Origin of the sequence: Nitrobacter winogradskyi Nb-255 (assembly GCF_000012725.1) — a bacterium.
Lineage (GTDB): Bacteria > Pseudomonadota > Alphaproteobacteria > Rhizobiales > Xanthobacteraceae > Nitrobacter > Nitrobacter winogradskyi.
In genome coordinates this window covers 2,883,301-2,898,576 of record NC_007406.1, presented here as the reverse complement: position 1 = coordinate 2,898,576, position 15,276 = coordinate 2,883,301, and the positions used below count along the sequence as shown (strand labels likewise).

15 protein-coding genes are annotated in these 15,276 nt (G+C 61.6%); 7 read left to right on the top strand and 8 right to left on the bottom strand.

All coding sequences use genetic code 11. The features are described 5' to 3' along the window. Nucleotides 1-94: 94 nt before the first annotated feature. Nucleotides 95-1,446 (top strand): IS3 family transposase gene (locus NWI_RS13845; protein WP_148203761.1). Its coding sequence is split into 2 segments (ribosomal slippage): nucleotides 95-431 and nucleotides 431-1,446, totalling 1,353 coding nucleotides; the frame shifts between segments, so codons are not numbered across the junction. A gap of 253 nt (nucleotides 1,447-1,699) precedes the next feature. Here the strand turns inward: NWI_RS13845 and NWI_RS13840 are convergent. Continuing rightward, complete coding sequence (locus NWI_RS13840; RefSeq protein WP_011315867.1) at nucleotides 1,700-2,197, bottom strand: ferritin-like domain-containing protein; 498 nt, start codon at nucleotides 2,195-2,197, stop codon at nucleotides 1,700-1,702. 65 nt (nucleotides 2,198-2,262) lie between these two features. Beyond that, entirely contained in the window at nucleotides 2,263-2,871 is a 609-nt protein-coding gene (locus NWI_RS13835) for a cysteine hydrolase family protein (protein WP_011315866.1), read from the bottom strand. Nucleotides 2,872-3,319: 448 nt separating this feature from the next. On the opposite strand from NWI_RS13835, the gene NWI_RS13830 reads away from it, so the two are divergent. The 4 genes from NWI_RS13830 to NWI_RS13815 all read left to right on the top strand — a co-directional run bounded on the left by NWI_RS13830 (nucleotide 3,320) and on the right by NWI_RS13815 (nucleotide 7,398). Next, nucleotides 3,320-4,180 (top strand): SDR family oxidoreductase, encoded by an 861-nt coding sequence (locus NWI_RS13830; RefSeq protein ID WP_011315865.1) that lies wholly within the window; start codon nucleotides 3,320-3,322, stop codon nucleotides 4,178-4,180. A 120-nt stretch (nucleotides 4,181-4,300) separates the two neighbouring features. Continuing rightward, nucleotides 4,301-4,519 carry a hypothetical protein gene (locus NWI_RS13825; RefSeq protein ID WP_041345129.1) on the top strand — a complete coding sequence of 73 codons (219 nt, stop codon included), beginning with the start codon at nucleotides 4,301-4,303 and terminating at the stop codon, nucleotides 4,517-4,519. A gap of 329 nt (nucleotides 4,520-4,848) precedes the next feature. Continuing rightward, complete coding sequence (locus NWI_RS13820; RefSeq protein ID WP_011315864.1) at nucleotides 4,849-6,960, top strand: multicopper oxidase family protein; 2,112 nt, start codon at nucleotides 4,849-4,851, stop codon at nucleotides 6,958-6,960. A gap of 33 nt (nucleotides 6,961-6,993) precedes the next feature. Then, a complete protein-coding gene (locus tag NWI_RS13815; protein WP_011315863.1) occupies nucleotides 6,994-7,398 on the top strand; it encodes a hypothetical protein in 405 nt (134 codons plus the stop codon). Nucleotides 7,399-7,503: 105 nt separating this feature from the next. Here the strand turns inward: NWI_RS13815 and mnhG are convergent, their stop codons facing one another. From mnhG to NWI_RS13785, 6 genes are read right to left on the bottom strand one after another with little or no spacing between them, the layout of a single operon-like run. Then, nucleotides 7,504-7,863: a monovalent cation/H(+) antiporter subunit G gene (gene mnhG, locus NWI_RS13810; protein WP_011315862.1), complete on the bottom strand. Its 360-nt coding sequence runs from the start codon at nucleotides 7,861-7,863 to the stop codon at nucleotides 7,504-7,506. Then, complete coding sequence (locus NWI_RS13805) at nucleotides 7,860-8,138, bottom strand: K+/H+ antiporter subunit F (RefSeq protein WP_011315861.1); 279 nt, start codon at nucleotides 8,136-8,138, stop codon at nucleotides 7,860-7,862. Before NWI_RS13805 ends, mnhG begins: the two co-directional genes overlap by 4 nt. Further along, complete coding sequence (locus NWI_RS13800) at nucleotides 8,135-8,623, bottom strand: Na+/H+ antiporter subunit E (RefSeq protein ID WP_011315860.1); 489 nt, start codon at nucleotides 8,621-8,623, stop codon at nucleotides 8,135-8,137. Before NWI_RS13800 ends, NWI_RS13805 begins: the two co-directional genes overlap by 4 nt. Continuing rightward, entirely contained in the window at nucleotides 8,620-10,227 is a 1,608-nt protein-coding gene (locus NWI_RS13795) for a monovalent cation/H+ antiporter subunit D (RefSeq protein ID WP_011315859.1), read from the bottom strand. Before NWI_RS13795 ends, NWI_RS13800 begins: the two co-directional genes overlap by 4 nt. 2 nt (nucleotides 10,228-10,229) lie before the next feature. Beyond that, a complete protein-coding gene (locus tag NWI_RS13790) occupies nucleotides 10,230-10,568 on the bottom strand; it encodes a Na+/H+ antiporter subunit C (RefSeq protein ID WP_011315858.1) in 339 nt (112 codons plus the stop codon). Continuing rightward, a complete protein-coding gene (locus NWI_RS13785) occupies nucleotides 10,568-13,510 on the bottom strand; it encodes a monovalent cation/H+ antiporter subunit A (protein ID WP_011315857.1) in 2,943 nt (980 codons plus the stop codon). The genes NWI_RS13790 and NWI_RS13785 overlap by 1 nt, the downstream gene beginning before the upstream one ends. A 267-nt stretch (nucleotides 13,511-13,777) precedes the next feature. Here NWI_RS13785 and NWI_RS13780 point away from each other — a divergent pair, with 267 nt between their 5' ends. Further along, entirely contained in the window at nucleotides 13,778-14,206 is a 429-nt protein-coding gene (locus NWI_RS13780; RefSeq protein ID WP_011315856.1) for an RrF2 family transcriptional regulator, read from the top strand. A 236-nt stretch (nucleotides 14,207-14,442) separates the two neighbouring features. Next, nucleotides 14,443-15,093 (top strand): tetratricopeptide repeat protein, encoded by a 651-nt coding sequence (locus NWI_RS13775; protein WP_011315855.1) that lies wholly within the window; start codon nucleotides 14,443-14,445, stop codon nucleotides 15,091-15,093. Nucleotides 15,094-15,276: the final 183 nt, after the last annotated feature.

Below are 15,276 nucleotides of genomic sequence, written 5' to 3'. Positions count from 1 at the left end.
GGTTTCGAATGTCCGCCGTCAGGGCTCTTGAGACAGTTTAGGGGTTTTCGGGAAGGGAGGATTTCTGGATCATCGCAGCCAATTTGGAGCGCAGATGAGACAGAAATCCGGGCCGGAGAAAGCACCGGCAGAGCAGGTCGTGAAGGACATCCGCCGGGCAACGCGCCGGCAGTTCTCGGCTGAAGAGAAGATCCGCATCGTGCTGGAAGGCGTGCGCGGCGAGGAGAGCATCGCCGAGCTGTGTCGGCGCGAGGGGATCGCCTCGTCGATGTATTACGGCTGGTCGAAGGAGTTCCTCGACGCCGGCAAGCGCCGTCTCGCTGGTGACACGGCCCGCGCCGCGACGTCGGACGAGGTGAAAGAGCTGCGCCGTGAGGCGCAGGCCCTGAAGGAGGCCGTGGCCGATCTCACCCTGGAAAACCGCCTGCTGAAAAAAAGCATGCTCGCGGATGGGGAGGACGACACATGAGGTATCCTGCATCCGAAAAGGCCGAGATCATTCGCCTGGTCGAGGCCTCGCATCTGCCGGCACGGCGAACCCTGGACAAGCTCGGCATCCCGCGCGCCACGTTCTATCGCTGGTACGATCGCTATCTCACCGGTGGGATCGAGGCTCTGGCCGATCATCGCTCGCGGCCGGATCGTGTCTGGAACCGGATTCCTGACCCAATCCGGGCCGAGATCGTCGAGCTGGCGCTGCGCGAAACGGAGCTGAGCCCGCGCGAGCTGGCGGTGCGCTTCACCGACGAGAAGCGCTACTTTGTCTCGGAGGCGTCGGTATATCGGCTGCTGAAGGCTCATGATCTCATCACCAGCCCAGCCTATATCGTCATCAAGGCGGCGTCTGAGTTCAAGGACAAGACGACAGCGCCCAACCAGCTCTGGCAAACCGACTTCACCTACCTGAAGATCACGGGTTGGGGCTGGTATTATCTCTCGACCGTGCTCGACGACTTCTCCCGCTTCATCGTCGCCTGGAAGCTCTGCGCCACGATGCGGGCGGATGACGTCACCGCCACGCTCGATCTGGCTCTGGCGGCATCGGGGCTCGACCAGATCACGGTCGCGCATCGGCCGAGGCTGTTGAGCGACAACGGCGCCTCATACATCTCGGCCGAACTCGCTACCTGGCTCGACGGCAAGGGCATGAAACACGTTCGCGGCGCGCCGTATCATCCCCAGACGCAGGGCAAGATCGAGCGCTGGCATCAGACCCTGAAGAACCGCATCCTGCTGGAAAACTACTATCTGCCCGGCGACCTTGAACGGCAGGTCGCGGCCTTCGTCGAGCACTACAATCACGGCCGCTATCACGAGAGCATCGATAATCTCACGCCCGCTGACGTCTACTTCGGCCGCGGGCAGACCATCCTCACCGAACGCGAAAGGATCAAACGCCAGACCATCCACCAAAGACGCTTGCAGCATCACCTGCAGGCCGCCTAACCTCAAACCCAGATGAGCCAGAACCTCCGTTCCCGTGACCCCGGAACAGTCTCAATTCATCTGACGACGGACAGTTTCGAATCTTTCGGGCGAGAGTGTCTTTCCGCTTCCGGCTAGATAGGTCCGGATGTTCTTCGCTTTGAGCTTCTTCAGGCGAAAGATTTCGCTCACGATGTTCGATGCGAGTTCCGGAAAAGAAGAAGCCATCACCTTTCGGTAATGGCTTTTGGAACAGCTTGGCTGTCGTGGAGTTCTATGCCGCTTCCGCTTCGATGTTGACGATATTCTCAGCGAGCGTTACCAGGGCTTCATCGGTCTTCTTCTCTTCCACCAGAGTCTGCTTGAGGAGTTTGGCGGAGTTGCTGAATCCGAGCTGGTTGGCCCACGCGATCAGCGTGCCATAGCGCGATATTTCATAGTGCTCAACCGCTTGAGCCGCCGCGAGCAGTCCTGCGTCCAGCGCCGGCGAGCCCTTGTACTCGGACATGATCTCCTTCCCCTCTTCGATAATACCGAGGATGGCGTCGCAGGTTTTTCCCTGCGGTCTCGCCTCGATTTCCTCGAACACCTGTTCGAGCCGCTCGATCTGGCCTTCGGTCTCATCAACGTGCTTTTCGAAGGCGGCTCGGAGTTCGTCACTTTGCGCGGCCTTCGCCATTTTTGGCAGCGCACTCAGGATTTTCTTCTCCGCGAAGTAGATGTCCTTCAGGGTGTCGTGAAAAAGGTCTTGAAGCCGTTTCTGCTTGCTCATCGGAAGCTCCCTTGCATGAGGTCTTCCAATAATCGCCGATTCGAGGCGAAGTTCCTTGTCTTGGTCTACGGATCCGGCCGCCAGCTATCGATCAGCTCCGCGGCGTCGGTCAACTCCACCTGGACGTTGAAGCGCTGGGCGTAAAGCCGCAGCGACGCGTCATGCGTCTCGTCGGAGGAACTGCAAAGGCCGTCCTTCACCACGATGGTGCGATAGCCGAGATCCACGGCGCTCAGAACGGTCGCGAGAACGCAGACGTCGGTTTCAGATCCTGTAATGAGCAGCGTATCGACGCCCATCTCGGCCAGGTAAGATTGAAGCGCGCTGGCCGTGAAGGCGGAGTAAGCGGGCTTGTCGATCACATGCGCGGGGGGAGCGAAAGTTTCAAGCTCAGGAACCAGCCGCAGCAACGACAGGTCCATCACGTTGCGGGTAACCCGCGGCCATTTCGCGTAATAGGCGCGCCACATGCCCGTTGCTTTCTCAGGCTTCTGCGGCGGAATGAACCGGGTGAAGACCGTGCGTTCGGGGGCGTGCGTGACAAGCCGCTCGACGGTCGGCAGAACCCGCGCCATCCATGGAGCGGGCCAGGGACCCCCTTCGTCGAAGAGCCGCTGCATGTCGATGCAGAGGTGGATGCTGTGAGGTCCCGGAGCGGCTTTAAGCTTTCCCATTTCAGCACCCGTGGCGGAACAAGGAGAGCGCCCAACCTGACGGGGGCATAAAGGTCACGATAATGTCCTGATGGTCCATGAGCGAGGGCGGCGAGTCCTCAACGACCGCTCGACGCGACGGTTCCCGGGAAAGGTTCTATGCAGTTCGCGCTCGGCATACCCGAAGCCTCTCTGCATCGTTCGCTTAAATCCTTGCCGGACGATACGCTATCCCGAGCTTTCCAATGGCCCGGTTTGCGGCCCGGTAACGCGTTGACATTGGAACGGCCCGTGTTCTGGCGTGTTGGCAGAGACCAAGCCTTCAAGTGAGGAAGTTTCAGCAGTTCATCCCTTCGTACACTTCCTTCGTACACGTTCGCTGACGCCTTGCGACGCGATCGCATAGGAGGAATTCGTCAGGCCCGGCTGCCATTGGCGATGGGATCGCCGCGCAAACAGGAGACCGCTCATGTCGTCAGACCATCCCGCGCCACCGTTTGCCACCCAGAAGCAGCCCATGCCAGGCACGACGGCAAGGATGGAACCACGGCCGGACCATGGCGAGAGCAGCTACAGGGGTTCGGGCAGGCTGCGGGGATTGAGAGCGATCATTACGGGCGGCGATAGCGGTATCGGCCGGGCCGTCGCCATCGCTTTCGCGCGCGAGGGCGCGGACATTCTCATCGCCTATCTGAACGAGAGCGAGGACGCCCAGGAGGTGAGATCATTGATCGAGAAGGAGGGGCGCAAGGCCGCCCTCGTGGCCGGCGATATCAGCGACCCCGACCATTGCCGGGCGATCGTTCGACGCGCCGTGGACGAGCTTGGAGGTCTCGATATCGTCGTCAACAACGCGGCGCATCAGGCGACGTTCAGGGAGATCGGGGACATCAGCGACGATGAGTGGCGAATGACCTTCGAGGTCAACATTCACGCGATGTTCTATCTGACCAAGGCGGCGGTGCCCCACCTCAAACCAGGCAGCGCGATCATCAACACGACGTCCATCAACTCCGATATGCCCAATCCGATCCTGCTCGCTTATGCCACGACGAAAGGCGCCATCCAGAACTTTACGGGTGGGCTGGCGCAGATGCTCGCCGAAAAATCCATCCGCGTGAATGCTGTTGCTCCCGGCCCCGTCTGGACCCCGTTGATTCCCTCCACCATGCCCGAGGAGGTCGTGACCGACTTCGGCAAGCAGGTTCCGATGAAGCGCCCCGGGCAGCCCGCCGAACTGGCGACCGCCTATGTCATGCTGGCCGATCCGCTCTCGAGCTATACGTCCGGCACCACCGTGGCGGTGACCGGGGGTAGACCTTTCATCTGAAAGCGCAAACGCTTCATCTGAAAGTGAATGAGCAGGCGGCGTGGCGAGGGGACAATTTGCCTTCCGTCACGTTGAAGGTTGCGCCACGTTGATAGTCCCATATGAGAGGAAGAAGGAACAATGGCATACGCTTTATTCTATCAGAATCAATGCATCGGTGCGGCTGCCCCGACCGAGCTTGAGGCATGGCGACGGGCGCTGCGTTCGGGTCTGATTACGAACATTCCCGCCTCGGATTATCGGGACGTTGATGCCTCGCGGCGGGGTCTTTACGTCAAGCAAGTCAACGAGGAGGTTGAGTTGCAATTCGACGGCAAGTTCCCGACCGACGCCTCCTGAAAATAGGTTCGCTTCTGATCGAGTGAAGCGAAGCATGAGATTCTTGTTCTGAGACCCCGCACGCGACGCGATATTCCCCATACTCGGGTCACGCCCGCGGAGGTGCTCCATTTGAATCAAAACCCGCGGTTTAACGGCAGGGGATGGCTTCAGACCCTTCAAATAATAAGAAAGTCAGTGAAAATAAGTAAATAAACTTATTATACTATATATACGTAGTATATCCTATCGTTTTCCTCATCAAATGCTCGACACGGCCATATATGTGGCGCATTATACTTGCGGAAGGCGGGGAGCTTTTTCAAGCCGGAGCAATTGGAGGGGGTCGCATGTCGCGTGGCGGATCTTTGGCGCGCGCCGGGTATCTGGCGGGTGCCTTTGTCGGGGGCGTAGCAATTGCCGGGGCAATTCCCGCCGCGGCCGAGATCAACAATCCTCCGGTGCTGCAGGACGAGCGGGCGCCGATCGCCAAGCCGGCGTTCAAGAAACTGGCTCCCGCCGCGCCAGCGCCCGGAAGCGCGGAGCCTGTACGCGGTGACCGCCAACTCGATCTCAAGATCGAATATATCGACAGTCAGATCTATAATCCGTCGAAGGACGGATACGACAAGGTTCGTTTGCGGGGTTACACCGGAAAAGGCGTCAACCCGAACGATCCATTTGTTTCGCCGACGATTGAGGCAATTCCCGGCGATACGGTGCGCATCACCCTCGACAACACGTTGCCCGCGGGTCCGCAACCCGGTGATCCCGGCTGCATGCCGGGGGCGCAGATGCCTGATATTCCGCATTGCTTCAACGGCACCAATCTCCATACCCACGGACTGTGGGTAAGCCCGACCGGCAACAGCGACAACGTCTTGCTGTCGATCAATCCGCAAACGCGGTTCACCTACGAATACAATATCCCCTCGGATCACCCGTCCGGCACCTTCTGGTATCACACCCACCGTCATGGCTCGACCGCGCTGCAGGTCTCCAGCGGCATGGCGGGCGCCCTGATCATTCGCGGTGATCGCCCGCCGTCGCCAACCGCGCATGGTGATCTCGATACGCTGATCCCGAGGTCGGCCATTCCGGAGCGGGTGCTGGTGATGCAGCAGATCCAGTATGCCTGCCGCGGGCCCGCGCCCAAGCCGGGCGAACTCGGCCCGATCAAGCAGGACGCCGACGGCCGGTACATCTGTGATCCGGGCGATGTCGGCGGCATCGAGGGCTACGATCAGTTCGGTCCGGGGACCTGGCCTGCCTCAGGCCGCTATACCTCGCTCAACGGGCTGGTCTTCAATCCCGACAATCCGCTCAAGGCGAAGCAGGGCGAGATCGAGCGCTGGCGCATGATCCATGCCGGCGTGCGCGACACCATCAGTCTGCAGTTTTTCAAGGTGCGTGACGGCAAGCTGAAGCCGGGTACGAAAACCCTTTTGAAGGCAGGCGCTGCCGCCGATTTCATCAAGGATACATGCGGCGCCACGCCGGTCCCCTACATGCTGGTCGCGGCGGACGGTCTGACGATGGGTGCGGGACAGATGACCGAACTCGCGACTTTCCAGCCAGGCTATCGGTTCGATGCGCTTGTCGCGTTCCCTGACGCCGGACGATACTGCGTGATCGACGCATCGGCGCCGAAATCAGGCGTGGTCAACGGACTGGATGTCGGTCCGCGGCTGCTGGCGGTGGTGGACGTGGCCGCGGGAACGCCGGTCAAGGACATTCAATCCCACATCACCGGCAAGCTGCTGGCGCTGGCCGAAGCCAACATGCCGGATGATGTCAAGCAGACGGTGATCGCGGACCTCAAGAATGGTACGAAACTCTCCAGCTTCACGCCGCATCCCGACATCGCCGACGAAGAGGTGAGGGGTAATGGGACGCAGGAACTGACCTTCTTCATCGACACGTCCGGCTCCGACGTGAAGTTCGAAGTCGGCAACACGCTGAACACGGCTGACGTGAAGCCCTACGATCCGGCTCGCATCGACCGCTCATTGCCGCTCGGCAAGGCGCAGGAATGGGTGCTGCAGTCGCATTTCGTCAGCCATCCTTTCCATATTCACGTCAACCCGTTTCAGATCGTCTCGATCCTTGATCCCAACGGCAAGGACGTCAGCGCCGCGGGCGCGATCGACGACGCCGGCGGCACGCCCCCCGATCCGCAATATCCCGGACTCAAGGGAGTCTGGAAGGACACGCTGTGGATCAAGAGCCTGATCCCTCCATCGTCGGCTCCCGGCGGCATCTATACGATCAAGCTCCGCACCCGCTACCAGCGCTACATCGGCGAATACGTTCTGCATTGCCATATCCTCGATCATGAAGATCAAGGCATGATGCAGAACGTCGCCGTCGTGCTTCCCGACCAGGTGGACAGCCCCGCGCAGGGCGACGCGGCGCGGTCGGGAGAACACGCGCGGGTGGGGGGTCACAAGGGGCACAAGTGAAGGAGCCAATCCACGCGGAAGATTCGGAGAACGATGATGAGCAATCCCTTTGTCGGAAACTGGAGCTATCGCAGCTTCCTCAACGATCCCAACCTCAACAAGCCCGCCAATGACCTGCTCTTCGGCGCGGGGACGCTGACCATCGTGGAGCGGTCCGAAACCGAGCTTTCAGGGACCATCGGCGGATCCGGGTGGTCGCTCGATCTGCGCGGCAGTTTTGGTTACGGTTCGCCCATGCAGGTGCGCTTCCAGGGCAAGGGCACCGTCGGAGGCGAGCCATGGATCTACGATTACATCGGCTGGCTGGTGCCGGTGTGGCCGAATAGTACAGATCAGCTGGAAGTGCCTGCGATCGTCGGTTCGGTCGTGCGCACCATTCCGCATGGCGCCAGCCAGGCGGGGGTGGTGGCGTCGTTCTATGCCGTCCGTGCAGGTTGATTCCAACGGCGGGCCGCGGTGGAATGGCTGCGACATCGCGCGAACAGGTGATCCATTCTCGGGTCAAGCCCGAGGACATGCTTCTTTCGAGAACGCTATAGGACATCAGGGCTGCTCGTCTTTTGCCTTTCGCTGGGGTGCCCCGTCGCTTTCGGATTTATCCCGAACGAGGGCGGCATTGACCAGAATCATCAGGCCGATCGGGGTCGTCGTGATGATAAGAACAATGATGAGCAGTTCATGCAGCACCGGACGCGTTCCGAGCGCTGAGAAGTAGATCATCGACGCGATGGCGATGCAGGCCGTTCCCAGGGTGGTTCCCAAAGTGGGCGCGTGGACCCGTTCGTAAAAGCTCCGGAGCGTGAGCAGGCCTAACGAGCCGATCAGGGTGATCGCCGCTCCGCCGACCAGGAAAACCGCCGTCAGGACGGCGGGCAGCGCGGAAAGTTCATCTGCCGCATTCACTCGATGACCTCCCCGCGAAGCAGGAATTTGGCGAGGGCCACCGTGCTGACGAAGCCGAGCAGCGCAATGATCAGGGCCGCCTCGAAGTAAAGCGTCGTTCCGGTGCGGATGCCCAGGGTGAGAACTAGCAGCATCGCGTTCACATACAGGCTGTCGAATCCGACGACGCGATCCTGCGCCCGTGGCCCACGGAGGATGCGGAAGGCGGCGCACGCCATCGCGCAGCCCAGCAGGATCTGTGCCGTGGTGATCGACCAGGCAAGCATCATGCTCATGTGAAAATCTCCATCAGCCGCCGCTCGTAACGTCCCTTTATGATGTCCACCCATTCGGCCTTGTCGACCAGATCAAGCACATGGATGGTCAGAATGCCGCTCGCTTCGTTGAAGTCCACCCACAGGGTGCCCGGCGTCGACGTGATGATGCAGGCCAGCGCCGCCAGCCCATAGGGGTTACGGAGTTCAAGCGGGATCTCCACGAAGCCCACGGTCCGTTCCCTTCGTTCGGGTCCGAAAATGATGCGGGCGACGGCGACGTTGGATCGCACGATGTCCACGAAAACGAGAAACGCCAGGCGGAAGATCGCGCCCAGCCGCCGTGGCCGCGCCTTCGGCGGCTGCAATGCCGCGAGCCCCCATCCGCCGATAAGGGCCACCACGCCGCCCAGAAGAATGTGGCCCGGCGAAAGTGTTTCATTGAGCAGCAGCCAGAACCCGAGAAGACTGAGACTGACCAGGGGAAACGGCACGAGGCGCGTCATGTCGGCCCCCGTGAGTCACTGGGCTTGGCCGGGGAATCCAGAACTCCCCGGACATAGTGGTGAGGCGCGTGCAGCGATTGCGCCGTCGCCTGCATGAATCGCATAATCGGACCCGCCTCGACCGTCTGAATTGCGCAAAGTAGCAGGAGGACCGCAACGGGCGCCATCTCGATCAGGCGGACGCGGGGGATGGTGCGGTCGGGCGAAGCCCAGAACGACCGGATGCCGGCGCGCGTCATGGCGATCAGCGCCGCCAATCCTGAAACGATCAACAGGAAAAGAAAGATCCATATCGCGAGCGGGAGTTCGTTCGCCGGAGAGCCGAGAGCGGTCGTCAGGATCGCGAATTTGGCGACAAATCCGGAAAGCGGCGGCATGCCCGAGATGACGAGGGCGCAACTGATGAAAGCCACGCCGAGGATGCCGATCGTCGCCGGGATCGCGATTCCGGTTTCCTGCGAATTCTCCGAGTCATCCTCGTCGCCGTAGAGTTCACGGGTCACCGCAAGCACGTCGGCGCCCGGTTCGCGGTCGCGCTCGACAAGTTCGATCAGGAGAAAGAACGCGCCCAGGCCGAGCGTCGAACTGATCAGGTAGAAGAGGGCGGCTCCGGTCACGCCGACCTGTCCCAGGCCGATCGTGGCGAGTATCGTGCCTGACGACACCAGTACTGAAAAGGAAGCGAGCCGCGCCATGTCCTGCGACGCGAGGCTTCCGATCGCGCCGAACGCCACCGTCGCCATGCCGCCCATTAGCAGCAACTGGTCCCCGAATTGAGCCGATGCGCCCGTGCCGTCACCGAACAGCAGCAGCGACAGCCGGATGATGATGTAGGCGCCGACCTTCGTCAGCACCGCGAAAATTGCCGCCACCGGCGGTGGCGCGGCCGCATAGGTGCCGGGAAGCCAGAAGCACAACGGCCACATCCCGGCCTTGACGAGAAACGCGATGCCCAGGATGCCGGCTCCCGCCTCCAGCAGCGCGCGGTCCTGCGCGCCGATCGCCGGAATGCGGGTGGCCAGATCCGCCATGTTGAGCGTGCCGGTCACGCCGTAGATCAGGCTGACGCCGATCAGAAACAGCAGCGACGCCACCAGGTTGACGGCGATGTAGTGTAACCCGGCCTTGACCCGTGCCGATCCCGAGCCATGCAGCGCCAGGCCATAGGAAGCCGCGAGCAGGACCTCGATGAAAACAAACAGGTTGAAGAGATCGCCGGTGAGGAAGGCGCCGTTGATTCCCATCAGCATGAACTGAAACAGGGGATGGAATAGCACTCCCGCGCGGTGCCAGCGCGCCAGGGAGAATACGGCCGCTGCGGCGGCGAGCAGGCTGGTCAGCAGCAGCATGAGCGTCGCCAGCCGGTCCACCACGAGCACGATTGCGAAGGGCGCGGGCCAGTCGCCCAGGCGATAGACGCCGGCGACGCCCGTCGGGGCGACATCGGCCGCGCGCAGCAGGATGATGGAGATCGCCACCAGCGCGAAAGACGTGATGATATTGAGCGCGGCGCTGATGTTGCGTCGCTGCTCTCCTCCGAGAGCCAACATGATCGCGCCTGCAAACAGCGGCAGCACGACCGGCGCGATCATCAGATTATTCACGATTACGGCTCCCGTCCGTCGACGTGGTCGGTCCCCGTCAGGCCGCGGGATGCGATCAGAACGACCAGAAACAGCGCAGTGGTCGCGAAGCTGATGACGATGGCCGTCAGGACGAGCGCCTGTGGCAACGGATCCGGAAGGCCGGTTATGTCCGCAGCCGCGTGCGACCCCAGAATCGGGGCGGCGTCGATCTTGAGCCGCCCCATCGCGACGATGAAAAGATTGATCGCATAAGACAGCAATGACAGGCCGATGATCACCTGAAACGTGCGCGGTCGAAGCAGCAGCCACACCCCCGAACCCGCGAGCACGCCGATGCCGATAGCGAGTACGATCTCCACTATCGCACCTCGGCCGTTGCGGATGCGGCCGCGGCGCTGGATGCGCGGCTGGAAGGCGTCCGATGACTGCGCACGGTCTGGTGCGCGATCGCGATCAGCATCAGGACGGTGGCGCCGACGACCAATGCGAAGACCCCGAGATCAAAGAGAAGCGCGCTGGCCACCGGCACCGGGCCGATCCAGGGGATCTCGTGATATGAGAATGACGAACTCAGGAAAGGCCGCTCGAACCACCACGCGCCCACGCCGACGCCGGCGGTCATGAGCAAGCCCGCGCCCATCCAGTGCACGGGCAGAATGCGCAGATGGTCCTCCGTCCAGGTGGTTCCGCGAGCGATGTACTGGAGGATGAACGCGACGGCCATCGTGATGCCGGCGACGAATCCGCCACCGGGCAGGTCATGGCCCCGCAGCAGGAGAAAAGCCGCTGTCGTGCAGATCACCGGGAAAAGCAATGCCATCATGAGCCGGGGGACGGCCATCGCGCTCCTGAGCGTGTCGCCCTTCTCGCGACTGGGTTGAGCCTCATCGTAAAGATCCTGACTGGACTGCTGCTCGGGGACCGGAATGCTTTCGGCGGCGGGCCGGAATCGCCGCAGCAAGGCATAGACGGTCAGCGCGACGATGCCGAGCACAGTGATCTCGCCGAAAGTGTCGAACGCACGAAAGTCGACGAGGATGACATTTACAATGTTGGTCCCGCCGCCCAGCGTGTAGGCGTTCTCGACAAAGAACCGCGCGATGCTGTCGGGCGCCGCTCGCGTCATCACCGCGTAGGCCAGCGCCGCGAGCCCGCCTCCGGATGCGATCGCGATGCCGAGGTCGCGGTAGCGGCGCGAGGAGAGATCGCGCTCCGGTACGTCGGCCGCGGGAAATTTCTCGATGCGCTTCGGCAGCCAACGCAGCCCGAGAAGGAGCAGTACGGTCGTGACGGTCTCGACCGCCAGTTGGGTCAGGGCGAGATCAGGCGCGGCCAGCCAGACGAAGCTGACGCACGTCACCAGACCCGCGCCGCCCATGAAAATGAGGGCCGCGAAGCGGTGGAATTTGCCCTGATAGGCCGCGGCCAGCGCGCAGGTGCCTCCTACCGCCCAGATCAGCGCGAATGTGACATCGAAAGACGTTCTCGGCGCTCCCCAGATATCTATGCCGTGAGCGAACATCGGCGCGATCCCGGCCAGCAAAGCCGCGCAGAACACCAGCCGCAACTGTGGTTGCAGGCGGCGCGTGCCCAGCAATTCCTCCAGCCGTCTTGCGAGTTGCCATGAGATGGCGACGAGCACGCGGTCGAAAATGCGCTGACCCTGGATATACCGCAAAAGCGGCGGCCCTTCCGCGATCAGCAGATACGACCTGAGCATCAGATAGATGGCGATTCCGCCGGTGATCGCGACCAGACTCATCACGAACTCGGGCGTGAAGCCGTGCCAGATCGCAAGGCTGTAAATGGGAATGATGTCGCCGAGGACCGCATGGAGCGCGGTGAGGAGCAGGGGGCCGATCGTAAGGCTGGGGACAATGCCGACAAGGAGACAGGCAAGAACGAGGAGCCCGACGGGAAAGCGCATCAGGAACGGCGGTTCATGCGGTGTGCGTGTCAACTCTTTCGGCGGGGGACCGAAAAACACTTCGGCGATGAACCGCAGCGAGTAAGCGACCGTGAACATGCTGGCCGCTGTGACGATGTAGGGCAGCGCCTCGTCCAGGAGCGAGTTGGTGTGGGTCTCGATTGTCTCGGCGAAGAACATCTCCTTCGACAGGAAGCCGTTCAACAACGGGACGCCCGCCATGGCGGCGGCGGCGACCATCGCCAGCGTCGCCGTGATCGGCATGAAGCGGCGCAGGCCGCTCAGGCGGCGCAGGTCGCGGGTGCCGGTTTCATGATCGATGATCCCTGCCGCCATGAACAGCGACGCCTTGAACGTCGCATGGTTCATCAGGTGAAAGATGGCGGCGACCTGCGCGATCGGCGAGTCGAGGCCGATAAGCAGGGTGATGAGCCCGAGGTGGCTGATGGTCGAGTAGGCGAGCAGTCCCTTCATGTCCTGCTGGAAGAGAGCGATGAACGCCCCGAGCATGAAGCTGATCAGTCCAGCCGAACCCACGAGCCAAAGCCACTCGTCCGTTCCGCCCAGCGCTGGCCACAGCCGCACCAGAAGAAAGACCCCGCCTTTCACCATGGTGGCGGAGTGCAGATAGGCCGAAACCGGCGTCGGCGCCGCCATCGCCTGAGGGAGCCAGAAATGAAACGGGAATTGTGCGCTTTTCGTAAGGGCTCCGAGAAGAATGAGGACGAGCGTCGGAGTGTAGAGCGAATGCGCGCGGATCTTGTCCCCGGACGCGAGAACCTGATCGAGGTCATAGCTGCCGACGATATTTCCCAGGATCAGTATGCCGGCGAACATGCAGAATCCGCCGACCGAGGTCACGATCAGAGCCATGCGCGCGCCGTCCCGCGCCTGCGCCGTCTGGTGCCAGTAGCCGATCAGCAGAAAGGAAAAGAGGCTGGTCAGCTCCCAGAAGAAAACCAGCTGGATCAGGTTGCCGGAGAGCACGATGCCGAGCATCGCTCCCATGAAGGCGAGCAGAAAGGAAAAGAACCGCGGTACGGGATCCTGGGGAGACATATAGTAGCGGGCATAGAGCACCACCAGGAACCCGATGGTGACGATCAGTGCGGCGAGCACCCAGGCGAAACCGTCCATCCTCAGGTAGAAGTCGAGGCCGAGTTCGGGCATCCATTCGACGGTACGCCGGATCACCCCTCCGTCGTCGATCTGAGGGTAGCTGACGGCCAGAAGCACCACGCAGGCGAGCGACACCGCGCCGGCCAGCCAGGCTTCGGCGTTGCGCGCGTTGCTCGGAAGGACCGCGGCAACACAGCTCCCGGCGAAGGGGAGCGCGAGAACGACGATGAGGATCGTTTCATAAGGCATCGTCATTCGTGACCTTTTCGGGACGAGAACTCCAGACGGTTATGTCGGCCGGGAACCATGGTATGGTCGATTTGTAGGCGGGAAGGCAAGCTGGCGTCGAGTCGCGGGCAGCCAGGGCCGATGCGCGGGCCCGGGGCTCTCTGGAACTGCCGCGCGTTGCGGCCAGACTGATGCAGCGTCAAGGCTGATGCTACGTATCGACACTTGCGAAAGGCGTCGGACCGGTTCATCTTTTTCCCCTGATCACGCGACGTGCCGCCGGCGGGACACCCGATGCGACTGACGAGCTTCTTCGATTACACTCTGCGCCTGCTGATGTATGCGGCCACCCATGGCGATCGGCTGATCACGATTGAAGAGACCGCCAGCGTTTACGGCATTTCGCGCACCCATCTGATGAAAGTGGCAAATCAGCTCACGCGCGCGGGTTATCTCAAGGCCGTTCGTGGCAGGTCTGGCGGGCTGATGCTTGCCAAACGGCCCAACCGGATCAAGCTCGGCGACGTCTTGTGCGCCACCGAGCCGGATTTTGCGCTCGTGGAATGTTTTTCCTCGAATAACCGCTGCCCGATCACGTCAAGTTGCCGGTTGCGGGCGCCGTTGCGGGAAGCGCTGAACGCGTTCACCACGACGCTCGATCGCTATACGCTCGCCGATCTCATTCTCAGCCCGAAAGATTTCGGAGTCCCGCCGGCTGCTTGAACGGCGCGCCATCCGTCATTGCTGTGGGATGTCGGCAGACAGCATCGAAGCGTTGTCCCGTGTTTGAAGCGAGTCGTGCACCGCCGATCGCCGTGCATCGGCCTGCTACCGTTTGCCGCTCTTGCCCCTGAATCTGTGTTTTTGTCGATTTCAGACTGTACAAACATATATCTCCAATGCATGTTTATCCATGTTGCCCGAGAGTGAGACGATTTGATCTATCCGCGGCGTGAGGCATGAGGAAAGCACCTGTCGATCAAACGCAGAGGTCCAGAGGCTGGCTGAAGCTGTACCTTGGCTCCTCGTTTGCCGGTGCCGCGGTCGGCATGGCTGTCGCGGTCTGGTTCACGTATCAATCGCCTCTCACCACGCATCAGGTCACCGTTCCCTTGAACAGCGCGGCGACCAATCCGCCCGTGCCGCTTGAGGGCTTGTTCGATTTGCCGAAGCTCCTGGCCGCGGAGCACGCAAGCCAGCCTTGGGCAGTCATGGGTGGCGCATTGCTGCAACTGAACCTTCCTCGCTTGAGCATTCCGCTGCTTGAGCGCGCGATCAAGCGTGATCCTGATAACAGCGTGCTGCATGTCGCATTGGGGGAGGCTCTCGCGCTGGCGGATGGCGGCGTGATCTCGGATCGGGCCAAGGCGGAATTTGAACGCGTGCTCAAAGGTGATCCGAACGACCTGATCGCGCGATTCTACATGGGGAAGTGGCTGCTGCAAAACGGCAAGGCGAAGCCGGCGCTGGTGAAATGGGTCGGCTTGATGCGGACGGTGGGGAACGATCAGACCTGGAATGATCGGCTTTGGACGGTGATGCCGAGGGCGGCGGAGGAGGTCGGCATCAGCCAGTTGACGTTGCAGGCTCTCTGCACCTCGGGGATGTAGTCATGCTGCGATGTAACGTGCCGCGATGTAACCGGCGCCGTCGCGCAACGTATTCAACGCAGCGCGCGCGCGATCGTCAGGCATAATCTCAAGGCTCGACGAGGTGTGTAAAAGATGAATATTAAATATTGCTTTATGGCTGTGAAGATGGCACGTTTCGCATGAAGTCGGTTCGAGGTTGAA

Excerpts from the sequence above, each read along its gene's own strand:
- NWI_RS13840 (WP_011315867.1), bottom strand. The coding sequence starts at position 2,197 with ATGAGCAAGCAGAAACGGCTTCAAGACCTTTTTCACGACACCCTGAAG.
- NWI_RS13835 (WP_011315866.1), bottom strand. The coding sequence starts at position 2,871 with ATGGGAAAGCTTAAAGCCGCTCCGGGACCTCACAGCATCCACCTCTGC.
- NWI_RS13830 (WP_011315865.1), top strand. The coding sequence starts at position 3,320 with ATGTCGTCAGACCATCCCGCGCCACCGTTTGCCACCCAGAAGCAGCCC.
- NWI_RS13825 (WP_041345129.1), top strand. The coding sequence starts at position 4,301 with ATGGCATACGCTTTATTCTATCAGAATCAATGCATCGGTGCGGCTGCC.
- NWI_RS13820 (WP_011315864.1), top strand. The coding sequence starts at position 4,849 with ATGTCGCGTGGCGGATCTTTGGCGCGCGCCGGGTATCTGGCGGGTGCC.
- NWI_RS13815 (WP_011315863.1), top strand. The coding sequence starts at position 6,994 with ATGATGAGCAATCCCTTTGTCGGAAACTGGAGCTATCGCAGCTTCCTC.
- NWI_RS13805 (WP_011315861.1), bottom strand. The coding sequence starts at position 8,138 with ATGAGCATGATGCTTGCCTGGTCGATCACCACGGCACAGATCCTGCTG.
- NWI_RS13800 (WP_011315860.1), bottom strand. The coding sequence starts at position 8,623 with ATGACGCGCCTCGTGCCGTTTCCCCTGGTCAGTCTCAGTCTTCTCGGG.
- NWI_RS13785 (WP_011315857.1), bottom strand. The coding sequence starts at position 13,510 with ATGACGATGCCTTATGAAACGATCCTCATCGTCGTTCTCGCGCTCCCC.
- NWI_RS13780 (WP_011315856.1), top strand. The coding sequence starts at position 13,778 with ATGCGACTGACGAGCTTCTTCGATTACACTCTGCGCCTGCTGATGTAT.
- NWI_RS13775 (WP_011315855.1), top strand. The coding sequence starts at position 14,443 with ATGAGGAAAGCACCTGTCGATCAAACGCAGAGGTCCAGAGGCTGGCTG.